This window comes from Paenibacillus polysaccharolyticus (genome assembly GCF_900102085.1).
Classification (GTDB): Bacteria; Bacillota; Bacilli; order Paenibacillales; family Paenibacillaceae; genus Paenibacillus; species Paenibacillus polysaccharolyticus.
The window spans coordinates 49,948-62,172 of record NZ_FMVM01000016.1 but is presented as its reverse complement, the minus strand read 5'-3'; the positions used below and the strand labels follow the sequence as shown (position 1 = coordinate 62,172).

The window sequence follows — 12,225 nt, the reverse complement described above, 5'->3', positions numbered from 1 at the left end:
CTGACTGCACGCATTAGCAGACGAGCAATACCTTTAAATTAATATATTCACTTTTGTACCACTTTTTCCAAAAGATATAAAAACCGCCATGCATAGGATTGCATAGCGGTTTTTACTTTATTTTCGTTTTAGCTCGTTTTTATTTGGCAGCTTTTGCAGCAAGTGCATCACAGAAAGCTTTTCCATAAGGAGGGAGATCCGGTGGACGACGAGCGGAGATGATATGCCCATCCACGACAACGGCTTCATCTTTCCATATCGCACCTGCATTCTCCATGTCGTCCCGAATGCCTGGCGTTGAGGTTACGGTGACTCCGTTCAAAATTTTGGCAGAGATGAGTACCCAGCCTGCATGGCAGATTTGCCCGATCGGCTTGTGGTCTGCATGCATCTCTTTTACAAGCTCCAGCACTTTGGGGTAGCGCCGTAGTTTATCTGGAGCCCATCCTCCCGGCACCAGAATTCCATCATAATCGGAACTGCTGAGCTCATCGAAACTGTATTCAGCGGTAGCAGGAACACCATATTTGCCGACGTATGTTTTTCCTTTTTGCTCACCAGCCAGATGCACTTCGGCACCTTCTTCACGGACGCGGTATACCGGGTACCACAGCTCCAGATCTTCAAATTCTTCATCAACCAGTGCGATGACTTTTTGACCTGATAATCTCATATATGAACTCTCCTTCGATAATGAATTTGGCAGATCGCGTCTTATATTGTACCAGATTTGCTAATAGGCTTCCTAATTTAAGTATGTTTAAGTACAAGTTCTCATCTGGATAGAACGATTTCAAACCAACCCGAGCCTTCATTCGACAACCTTCATCTGGTGACAGTGGTAATTTGTGCAACCTTTAGTTTACAGCAGGATTTAGGCGGAAATAGGTCGAATGGTACATACATAGAGAGTAAAGAACGAATGAGGTGATGGTTGTGCGCAAGTCGTGCAGATGTGGACATGTAATGGAATTGGAATTAAGAACGGTCGTATACGCCAAGAAGGTAGAAATTCGTAATGTACCTGTTTTTGCGTGTGCAGACTGTGTATCATACGAGGTGTTGCAGCCGGTGAAACCGGATTTGACAGAATGTATTAGCAAACTGGGTGAACAGCCCGTGAAGCAGGATGTCTCTTTTGGGGAACAGAATGAACTGGCTGACCTGCTCCACGAACAGCTTCTGGCCTGGCCGGAGGCCACGGATCAAGAGATGGAATACCGAATGAAAGAGGCGGTAGAGGGACGAATCAATCTATTGCTAGATATTATGAGCTACGCACACAAAGCGGAAGACAAGGCGTGGATTGAGGATACGGAGCGCAGACTGGCACAGTTGTCGGGTTTTGTATGGCAGGCGCATTTCTCAAATGCCGTCTAGTTTTGACGTGTAGAATGCTTGTTTTCATGAAAATTGGATTTTTTGCTCACTTTTTGTTAAGATATCGAAGAGTGAAAACGCTCAACAAGGCGTTATTGCTGATTAAGGGGGATGTATAACGAATGGCTGACATGACTAAAATGACAAGTATTGAACAGCTAAACTCCGCTGTGCAGGCGACGGAGGATCAACCCTTGCTTCTGTTCAAGCATAGTACCCGCTGTCCAATCAGCGCACATGCTTATCAGGAGATGAATGATTATCTGCATAACTCTCCGAATGAAAGCGTGAAATATGGCATCATCTATGTGGTGGAAGATCGTCCGGTATCTAACGAAGCAGCTGAGAGACTGGGTGTTAAGCACGAATCTCCCCAAGTTATTCTGGTCAAAAAGGGAAATCCAGTATGGCATACTTCCCATTCAGAGATTACCAGTAAGATGCTTGCTAACACTTTAAGTGAGTCCTAGAGCCTATTTTAATTGATTAATGCAATAATTTGTCGTAATATAAATCTTAATGAAAATGGAATGAAAATTTACTGGTAATGGAGCGAAGTACTGTGACGGTAACCATTTATGATGTGGCACGTGAAGCTGGAGTGTCTATGGCAACGGTATCACGGGTAGTCAACAATAACCCTAATGTCAAACCGCAAACGCGGAAAAAAGTATACGAAGCAATTGAACGACTCGGATATCGTCCGAATGCGGTAGCACGTGGTCTGGCGAGCAAAAAGACAACGACAGTTGGAGTCGTTATTCCGGACATTTCGAACTCCACCTTTGCGGAGATTGCCCGCGGAATTGAAGATATTGCGAATATGTACCACTACAATATCATTCTCTGTAATGCGGACAAAAAGAAAGAAAAAGAAATTCGTGTTATCAACACCCTGCTGGAGAAACAAGTGGATGGACTGCTCTTCATGGGCGGTACGGTAACGGATGAACACATTCAAGCGTTCCAGTCTGCAGCAGTTCCAATCGTATTGTGCGCAACAAGTGATGAGAAGGGCACATTCCCTTCTGTTGATATTGATCATGAAGCAGCTGCGTTTGATGCTGTCAACACACTCATTCGCCACGGTCACAAAGAGATCGCGATGATCAGTGGAACGTTGCAGGATCCGGCTAACGGGTTTGCACGTTTCCAAGGGTACAAGAAGGCACTGGAAGCAGCGGGTATTGAATATCAAGAGGATCTGGTACGCATCGGTAACTATCGTTATGAATCCGGTGTGGAAGCGATGAAATACTTCCTTGGACTCAAGAAAAAACCGACTGCGATCTTTGCTGCAACAGATGAAATGGCAATTGGTGCAATTCACAGCATTCAGGACGATGGATTGAAAGTACCGGATGACTTCTCCATTATTAGTGTGGATAACATTCGTATGGCTTCCATGGTGCGTCCACAGTTAACAACTGTTGCACAGCCGATGTATGATCTGGGCGCGGTAGCGATGCGTTTGCTGACCAAACTGATGAAGAAAGAAAATGTGGAAAATCCAAGAGTGATTTTGCCGCATGAAACCATTCTTCGTCTGTCTGTAAGTCACGCGGGTTAATTGACTATTTTATTAAGTAAGCGAAAGGGAGATTCAATTCTCTCTACATAGATTTTGATTGTGCAGGAGCTCCGGAAACGGAGCTTTTGTGCTTAAAACGGCTTGGGTAATGACATGATCTCACATACAGAACGGGAACAGGGAGGATACAACAGTGCGTGAAACGATAGGAATTATGGGTGCTATGGATGAGGAAGTGGAACTTCTGCTTCAGGGCATGAAACAACTTGAAACGGTGAAGCAGACAGGGATTACGTATGTCGCCGGTGAGTGGCTTGGCAAGCAGATTGTGGTATGCAAGTCAGGCGTAGGGAAAGTAAATGCGGCGGTAACTACGCAGATTCTGATTGATCGTTTTCAGGTGAATCGAGTGATTTTTACAGGTGTAGCAGGAGCAGTTCATCCCGAATTGAACATTGGCGACATGGTTATTTCTTCAGTGTGTGTGCAGCACGACATGGACGTAACGCCACTAGGATTCGAGCGTGGAGTGATACCGTACCAGGAGACATCGGCATTCCCGGCAGAGCCTGCGTTAATCTCGCTTGCTGAAGAAGCGTGCAAGGCGCAGGGCGCTCAATATCGGATTGGCAAGGTGTTGTCGGGTGATCAGTTTATTGCCAGCAAGGAAACCGTAAACATGCTCTATAGAGAGATGGACGGGGCTTGTGCAGAGATGGAAGGGGCTGCGGTGGCTCAAGTATGTCACATGAACCGTGTACCCTTCGTTGTGCTACGTAGCATGTCTGACAAGGCAGACGGTTCTGCACATGTGAATTTTGCCGAGTTCACGGTGCAGTCTTCTCAGCGTTCCCATCGTATTGTTGAGCACATGCTTGAACATATGTGATTCGAAACACGTGACTTACCCGCAATGAGACACGAATAAATCGAAATGAGACACCAATAAACCGCCTCACAGATGCATTTTCCGTTTACGATGGAGAATGATCTGTAAGGCGGTTCTTTTATGTATTCAATTCGCGATTCGTACCTTTTATCTTTTTCTTTAATACATAAACCGATGACGAAAGCGGACACGGTCAAACTGTTCCTCCGAGGTCATAGGTACTTGACTGCCGATCCGAACCATAAGACAATTCGCAGGATGGGAGCAGATTTCAGGATCATCTGTCGCGTACCAGGTCATATCAATGTTTTGCATAAGCCGCTCCATCATTTTGCGATAATCCCATACCGATAGTCCGCTGCCTTTCAAGTCCCAGTGCCAGTAATACTCTGTCGTGAAAATAATATAGTTCTCCATATACGTATCTTGCATCGCAGTAAGGAGCATTTCACGGCCAACACCAAGAGAGCGATACTCGTCTGCGACTTCGATGGCTCCAAGCTCGATTAGGTCTGTCATGTTGCCCTCGGACCAGCGTTCACACTCATCTGCGTAGTGAAAAGTAACGTATCCGATGATGGTATTATTCTCATGGGCAATTATAATTCGCCCTTCGGGTAAGGCGGCAATTTCGGCAATGGCTTCTTGTTGCTCTGTTGGGCGCCGAAAGGCATCCAGATCGGAGTGAAACGTCAATTCCATAATCTGTTCTGCGGGCACAGGCCCCTCAACCGTAATTCGGTGGTCGGACTTGAAAATGGAACGTATATGATGCTTCTTGATATGCTCCATGGTTCATACCCCTCTCTCCCCCTACTTATAGCAAAAAACCAAAAAAATGAAAAGCCGTAGACGATGTTTGATCCAATTTGCTATAATTGCGTTGACAAAAAATGTTCACAATTCAACACCGTTTGAGTGCATCGGTTGGGTCAGGCAAGTACATGACGAGAAGTTCTCTCTACTAATGTAAGCGCTAACTGGAAGTTCAGTCAACACAAAGGCAATACGAATGAACCCTGAAGGGAATCGAAATGTCGAGTTGAAGGAGGCTGGCAAGCATGAGTCAAGCACATAATGAGATGCTGCAAACGGTGGTGTCTGAATCGAATCTGGGCGATTATACGGAAGCAAGAAGCCGGTTCGATTGGGAAACGGTAGAAAGGCACTTTACGTGGCACGCCAGCGGCAAAGTGAATATGGCACATGAGGCGATTGATCGCCATGTCCTGGAAGGCAGAGGTGGGAAGACGGCTTTGCTCTACAGCGATGCTTCCCGTGAGGAAGCTTACACCTTCGCAGATCTGAGCGAGCAGTCGAGTCGTTTTGGTAATGTATTGCATAAATATGGCGTAGCTAAGGGAGAACGTGTTTTTATTTTTATGCCACGAAGTCCTGAGCTGTATTTCAGTTTGCTGGGAATTTTGAAAGTGGGCGCTGTAGCGGGTCCTTTATTCGAGGCCTTTATGGAAACGGCGGTGAAGGATCGGCTGGAGGACAGTGGTGCTGTTGCGCTTGTGACCACGCCTGAGCTTCTTGGACGGATTAAACGATCCGAATTACCAGAGCTGAAACATATTTTTGTTGTCGGCGGTGGCCCGCAGTCTGAGGATGGATTGATTGATTTTGATGCAGAGATGTCTGCGGCTTCGGATGATATGGAAGTGGAATGGTTGACGCGTGAGGATGGACTGTTGATTCATTACACCTCGGGTTCAACAGGGAAACCGAAGGGTGTGTACCATGTTCAGAATGCGATGATTCAGCATTATTATACGGGTAAAGTTGTACTTGACCTGCGAGAAGACGACATATATTGGTGCACTGCCGATCCAGGTTGGGTAACAGGCACGTCGTATGGCATTTTCGCCCCTTGGCTTAACGGGGTAACGAATGTGATTCGCGGGGGACGTTTTAGTCCGCAAGACTGGTATAGTACAATCGAGAAAAACAAAGTAAGTGTATGGTACAGTGCCCCTACGGCGTTCCGTATGCTTATGGGCGCAGGGGACGAGACGATTGCCCAACATGATTTAAGTAGCTTGCGTCATGTCATGTCGGTAGGGGAACCGCTGAATCCGGAGGTCGTACGTTGGGGCTGGAAAGCGTACGGTCAACGAATCCATGATACGTGGTGGATGACCGAGACGGGAGCACAGTTAATCTGTAACTACCCGGGTATGCCGATTAAACCGGGTTCCATGGGACGTCCTTTACCGGGTGTTGAAGCAGCGATAATCGATGATCGTGGACAAGAGCTCCCGCCATACAGCATGGGGAACTTGGCGATACGTACACCTTGGCCGTCGATGATGGCAAAAATCTGGAATAATCCAGCGAAGTATGAGGAGTACTTCAGACTGACAGGCTGGTATGTATCCGGGGATTCAGCGTACATGGACGAAGACGGATACTTCTGGTTCCAGGGACGCATCGACGATGTCATCAACTCTTCAGGTGAGCGCATTGGACCGTTTGAAGTGGAAAGTAAACTGGTAGAGCACCCAGCGGTTGCTGAGGCTGGCGTGATCGGTAAACCGGATGTGACACGCGGAGAGATCATTAAAGCGTTTGTCGCGCTTCGTGAGGGGTATGAGGCGACGCCGGAACTGAAGGAAGAAATCTATCGGTTTGTAAAAGAGGGCCTGTCCGCTCACGCTGCACCGCGTGAGATCGAATTCAAAGAAAGACTGCCGAAGACGCGTTCAGGCAAGATTATGCGCCGTGTGTTGAAGGCATGGGAACTTGATCTGCCAACAGGTGACTTATCTACCATTGAGGATTGAGTATCATGTAGAGTTAAAAAGGACATGAACATAAACAAAGCCGCATGTCAGTGTATTCACACTGGACATGCGGCTTTTTCATTCGTTTACGAGATTGGCTTGTCAACGGGTTTGTCACCCGTATTAAGGCTGATAGTGTATCGCTTCCGAGGATGCGGACTCACCGACACTGTTGCTGGCAGAAACTTTGAACCAACCCCCCGTTGATGACGGTACACCATAAACCATACTGGTACCCGAAGTGGTGCCAATCTTGGTGAAGGGTTCCGAACCTGTCTCGCTATAGAATACAGCGTAGCTCTGCACGCCGTCCGCTTCCGAGTTTGGTGCCCACTGAATACGAAGCCCTTGGGAGAGCGCTGATACGCTTACTTGGCCTGGTGTGCTTGGAGCCGCCGTTGGTGCATTGTTGTTACTGACTGTTTCTCCAGGGGTTACCACCGTACCAGGTACCTCAATAGGCTCTTTGACTTCTGTATCAGGCGCACCAGCGCCTGCACTGCTCACCGTCGCACTTGGAGCAGATTCTTTGCCAGCAACGTCTACGGCAGTAACATAGAATGCAAAGTTGCCACTAGCTGTTGCGTAAGCTGAGAACGATCTGGACTCACCTGTCAGTACAACCTGGCCTTGATTCTGGAATCCGGCACCACCGACTGAACGATAGAGACGATACCCAACAACATCACTTTCAGGTGTAGCATTGAATGTGATGGATGCCCGTTCTCCCGAGATGGAGATGCGAACATTGCCAGGTGCATCTGGAGCTTTGCCGTTATCCGTGCGTGGATCAACCTCAGTTGGTAGATCAGCACCGGCATCCTCAGGCAGATAGTATGCAAGCGACTCGTGACGACTCATCCGTTTAAATGCATTTTGCAATTCTTTGATGAGATCGGAGATCGGTTTCTTACGCTTGACGACTGTTTTTTCCTTCAACATATCCGCAGGTGTTTCATCACGTGGAATGTAATTTACACCGTTGTAGGTAATATATTTCGCTTTAGCGACAGCATCATCACGGTCCTTCGGAATAAATTTACTATTGAAAATGTCAGTAACAAATTTATCGGTCAGGGATGTTGGTAGCTTGCCACTGTATGCTGAGACCGTTCTGGTTTCAATACCAGAAGGTTTTTTGAATGAATTAGTAACAAACAGATCCTTCTGTGTTTCGACGACTTCATTCATAATTTTGGCCCAAAGCTGCTGAGCACGTTTGCGTTGTGATTTGTTTTCGAGTGTATTAATCGGCTGTTTATAACCAACCCACACACCGAGCGTAACATCTGGTGTATACCCCTCAAACCAGACATCGGCGTAGTTCTGGGTTGAACCTGTTTTACCGACAATAGGCACACTTGATCTGTACTTGTAGTTTTCCCGTACTTTATCGGCTGTACCTTCTGTTATAACGGTACGTAACATGTCCGTCATAAGATAGGCCGTCTGTTCCGAGAATGCCTGTACAGGCTCGCTTTCATGTTTGTATACAATATTGCCTTTGGAATCCACAATTTTGCTGATCATATAAGAATCGTTGTAGACCCCTTTGTTAGCAATTGCACCGTAGGCATTTGTTAATTCTTCCACAGTTACACCATATTGAAGTCCGCCGAGAACACCGGTCTGGGCCTGGTAATCCTGCTTCTGGATCGTTGTAATGCCAAGCTTTTTCGCAAAAGTCCAAGCTTTATCGATGCCAACTTCCTCATTGAAAAGCTTCAGAGCCGGAATGTTCAATGAGTAATTCAATGCTCTACGAGCGGTTACCAAACCTTGATAACGGTTGTTCGCATTCTTGGCGATATGGTATCCGCTAGGGCCGTCTTTCAAAATAATTGGCGCATCGTCGATGACGGAGGCCGGTTGAATAAGACCTTCCTCCAGAGCTGGCAGATAAGCCGCAATAGGTTTCATCGTAGAACCGGGCTGACGAATCATTTGAGTCGCATAGTTCATCTGTTCATCCTGGAAGCTTCGGCCTTCAATCATACCGAGGATTGCTCCTGTTTTATGATTGATCAGCATCGCTGCAGTCTGCTCTTTTCCCTTAACAGGATCATCTGCTGAGAAGTTGCTGTTATCTTCGGCAATCGTACGCATCGTTTTGTAGATGTTCTTGTTAATTGTTGTATAGATGCGATATCCCCCTGTGCGAAGCTGTGACTGAGCCTCTTCCAGCAGGGCGCTGTTTTCCTTTTGCGATGCCTCGGCGTCTGTACTTTTGCCTGTTGCCTTAGTTTTGTCGGCATTCAGCTGCTGCATGATAATCTGTGCTGCTTGACGTTCCGTTTCCATCATAAGGTATGGATAAGTGTTATAGGCTTTAATGGTTTTCGGAGCAAGCGAGCTTTTGATATCAAAGGCAAGTGCATTGTTGTATTCCGATTGCGTGATTTTGCCAAGTTCCAGCATGCGGCGCAGAACCAGTTTTTGACGATTGATGGCGCGATCAAATTTATCCTCTACAAAATCGCCTTTACCGTTAAAGGCGGAGTAGGAAGAGGGAGACTGAGGTAATCCAACCAAATAAGCGGCCTGAGCTATATTTATTTTTTCGAGATCATTGATATTAAACAATCCCTTGGCGGCTGCTTTGATTCCGTAAACGTTGTATCCGCTGGAACCGTTGCCGAAAGGTACCTTGTTCAGGTAGGCGGTCATAATCTCATCTTTGGTCAGAAAACGTTCCAGTCGAAGGGAAAGCAAAATTTCCTTTACTTTACGATCTTCCGTACGGTCCAAATTCAGAAATACACGTCTAGCCAATTGCTGCGTAAGCGTACTGCCACCCGTTTGTACTGATTCTTTCAGCACTTTTTGTTTCACGGCACGCAGTGTTCCGCTCATGTCTACACCTTTATGTTCGTAAAAATGATTGTCTTCAATCGAGATCACGGCATCAATAACTTTTTTGGGGATCTGGTCAAAGGTGACCGGACGTCTGTCTTCTTCCGTGCGAAGTTGACCAATCGGACTGCCGTCAGAAAAGTAAGCAAAGCCTGTGATGGAGTTTTCGCTGACTTTTTGTTCAATCAGGGCCCTTGACCGGACAGGTTCGTCTTTGACGATCGAACTGACGTAACCCATTAAAGCACCGCCAACGAATAGTATGCCCATAAATCCAAGGACAACCATCCACATAACGAAGCTACCTAGTTTGCGTGCAAAGCTACGCTTGCGTACAGGCGGATCTTCAGGCTTTTTCTTAGTAACATCAACCATTCAGTGTCTTCCTCCTTTTAACAGCACTAATTATAGCATAAAAAGACCCGTTTGCATGCCTGAGAAATACAAGTAATGGTCGAAATTTGCCAATCTGGAATGGATTATGATATATAGCATGTGATATCGAACAGCATTTCATGAGTTGCAAAAGTAAGGAAAAAGGCTGGAACTGCATGTAAGCAGGCCAGCCTTGAAGTCTATATAGAAAAGAGTGTTTGAAGAAAAATATAATATCTTATGCTCATTAGGTTCTGAAACGCTGGATAAGTTCCAACAGTTCTTGTGTGAGGTGTGCCAAAGAAGCGGATGCAGCAGTGATTTCCTCCATAGATGCAAGCTGTTTCTCCGAAGCTGAGGCAACCTGGCTTGCGTGCGCTGCTGTTTCAAGACCAATCGTTTTAAGTTGCTCAAGTGATGAATCGACCTGTCGGGACTCACCTGACATCTGTTTGGCAATGGTGGAGACTTGTGCAATTTGTTGATTCACGTCGGCGATCTGTGATGAGATGGATGAGAATAGCTCACCACTCTCGTTCATTACATCGGCAATGTGAGTCACCTCGGTGCTTCCTTTTTGCATATTTTCAACGATAGCTGAAATCTCTTGTTGAACGGATTGGATCAACGCGGCAATGTCAGCAGCCGATTGTCTGGATTGCTCAGCTAAATTGCGAATCTCTGCAGCTACAACGCCAAAGCCGCGTCCGTGTTCCCCCGCTCGCGAAGCTTCAATAGAAGCGTTGAGGGCGAGAAGATTCGTTTGTCGGCTTACTTCGGTAATCATACCCGTTATATGACCAATCTCTTCCGAGCGCTTTTTAAATTGCTCCAGTGCAGTCATGGAGGATTGGACAGAAGTGTTTGCACTCTCCACCATATGGATAGCTGCCTGCATTTTGTCTGTTCCGTATGAAGTTCGTTCCGTCACTGATTTTGATGTACTACTTACTTCGGCAGCAGCCTCAGCTATTCTTCCGATGCCCGTGGATATTTCGTTCATCGAGCGGGAGGAATGAAGTAACTCCTGAACTTGCTTCTCCGCTTTGTTTGCAACTTCCATTCCGATAAGTGCCATCTGTTCGGCGGCTTTGCTTGTATCCTCTGCCCCGGCAGTTAATTGTTGCGAAGTTGAACCGACCGATAAGGCATGTTCAGATATAACAGAGATCGTATGGCGTAATGTATTCATCATGTCATTCATGTGAATGGCCATGACTCCAAATTCATCCTTCGATTTAACAGGCAACTTTTGTGTCAGATCACCATGCGCGAGTTGTCCTGCGACAACATTTACACGGTTCAATTGCTTTACTATGGATATGATGGTGTACGCGACCACGCTTGCCAGTAGAAGTACCGCCAATATAGCGATGAGTACAGACCATTTCAAGCTATCGTAAAAAGGCTGGAGTATCACGCTTTTGGGTAATGCAGATACTAGATGCCAGCTAGAATCGGAGCCTTGAAGCTTGGCGGGTTCGGCAATAAATAATTCTGTTTTGCCATTGTCAACCGCAGTGTAGAACCCTGTATCATTCGACTGGATCCGCTGAATAAGTGCTTGGGTACTGGAAGAGAGCTCGGCATTCTCTTTGGTCAGTTCCGGTCTTGAGCCGTGCGCAGCAACGTGCCCTTCACTTGTAATCAGCATGGCATAGCCTTGGTCTGGATTCAGAGATCCAATATTTTGCTGGAAACCTTCAATCGTAAAATCGGCCCCAACGATGCCAAGAAAGGTATTGTTCTCATCAAGTAAAGGCAGAACGATGGATACGAGCAAGGTCTCTTTACCAGCAACTTTGTACGTAGTGGGCTCGGACCAATAGATGGTTTTGGTCGCCTTCGGCTGTTGATAGTATTTACTGGTTTCACTGTTTCCCTCATAAGTAGTGAGCGGTTCAAAATGCAAGGAGCTTCCATCCCGGATAACGTAAGGGATAAAACGGCCTGTTTCATCATCGTATTTATCCTTATTCACATGTTCTGCATCTTTGCCGTCAAAGGCATTGGGCTCCCATCCAGTATAAAAACCAAAAACCTTTTCGTCCTTTTTCAAGTATTCTTCCAAAAGCCTTACGATATCTTGACGGCTTAGCGTCCCATTTTTTGAAGCGTCCAGCAGGGTTGTACTCAAACTGTCGAGCGTATTTTTTACCTGGTTGACGTCAGTCATGAATTCGCTAGTAGCTGCACTTGCTGAGTGTTCCGCTACAGCTTCACCATATTGTAGGCTTTTGTCGTATATGGCTTTGGTGTTAAAGGCAATTAATGCGCCGATCGAGCAGAGGAGCACTAATCCGAGCAGTAATCCTAGCTTTACCGCAAGCTTGGTATTTCGAAAAAATGACATGTGTAGCCCCCTAAGTTATCTTTCTATTTTGTGCGTGTTTCGATAAACATATTATCTT

Annotated in this window: 9 protein-coding genes; 5 read left to right on the top strand and 4 right to left on the bottom strand. The window is 46.4% G+C overall.

The window, feature by feature from the left end:
• Positions 1-139: 139 nt before the first annotated feature.
• Positions 140-673 carry a type 1 glutamine amidotransferase domain-containing protein gene (locus BLQ13_RS21165; RefSeq protein WP_090923674.1) on the bottom strand — a complete coding sequence of 178 codons (534 nt, stop codon included), beginning with the start codon at positions 671-673 and terminating at the stop codon, positions 140-142.
• Between the two features lie 293 nt (positions 674-966).
• Here BLQ13_RS21165 and BLQ13_RS21160 point away from each other — a divergent pair, with 293 nt between their 5' ends.
• From BLQ13_RS21160 to BLQ13_RS21145, 4 genes are all read left to right on the top strand, one after another.
• Positions 967-1,380, top strand: a complete 414-nt coding sequence (locus BLQ13_RS21160; RefSeq protein ID WP_090923673.1) for a hypothetical protein — start codon at positions 967-969, stop codon at positions 1,378-1,380.
• Positions 1,381-1,502: 122 nt separating this feature from the next.
• Complete coding sequence (gene ytxJ / locus BLQ13_RS21155) at positions 1,503-1,850, top strand: bacillithiol system redox-active protein YtxJ (RefSeq protein WP_090923672.1); 348 nt, start codon at positions 1,503-1,505, stop codon at positions 1,848-1,850.
• Between the two features lie 92 nt (positions 1,851-1,942).
• Positions 1,943-2,950 (top strand): catabolite control protein A, encoded by a 1,008-nt coding sequence (gene ccpA, locus BLQ13_RS21150; protein ID WP_090923671.1) that lies wholly within the window; start codon positions 1,943-1,945, stop codon positions 2,948-2,950.
• A gap of 175 nt (positions 2,951-3,125) precedes the next feature.
• Positions 3,126-3,800 (top strand): 5'-methylthioadenosine/adenosylhomocysteine nucleosidase, encoded by a 675-nt coding sequence (locus BLQ13_RS21145; RefSeq protein ID WP_090923783.1) that lies wholly within the window; start codon positions 3,126-3,128, stop codon positions 3,798-3,800.
• Between the two features lie 159 nt (positions 3,801-3,959).
• On the opposite strand, the gene BLQ13_RS21140 is transcribed toward BLQ13_RS21145, so the two are convergent.
• A complete protein-coding gene (locus BLQ13_RS21140; RefSeq protein ID WP_090923670.1) occupies positions 3,960-4,592 on the bottom strand; it encodes a GNAT family N-acetyltransferase in 633 nt (210 codons plus the stop codon).
• Positions 4,593-4,861: 269 nt separating this feature from the next.
• Here BLQ13_RS21140 and acsA point away from each other — a divergent pair, with 269 nt between their 5' ends.
• Positions 4,862-6,586: an acetate--CoA ligase gene (gene acsA, locus BLQ13_RS21135; protein ID WP_090923669.1), complete on the top strand. Its 1,725-nt coding sequence runs from the start codon at positions 4,862-4,864 to the stop codon at positions 6,584-6,586.
• A gap of 123 nt (positions 6,587-6,709) precedes the next feature.
• Here acsA and BLQ13_RS21130 read toward each other — a convergent pair whose 3' ends face one another.
• Together BLQ13_RS21130 and BLQ13_RS21125 are read right to left on the bottom strand one after the other, a co-directional pair.
• The gene (locus BLQ13_RS21130) at positions 6,710-9,814 is read right to left on the bottom strand and encodes a transglycosylase domain-containing protein (protein ID WP_090923668.1); all 3,105 of its coding nucleotides are present in this window, start codon (positions 9,812-9,814) and stop codon (positions 6,710-6,712) included.
• A 247-nt stretch (positions 9,815-10,061) separates the two neighbouring features.
• Complete coding sequence (locus tag BLQ13_RS21125; RefSeq protein WP_090923667.1) at positions 10,062-12,167, bottom strand: methyl-accepting chemotaxis protein; 2,106 nt, start codon at positions 12,165-12,167, stop codon at positions 10,062-10,064.
• Positions 12,168-12,225: the final 58 nt, after the last annotated feature.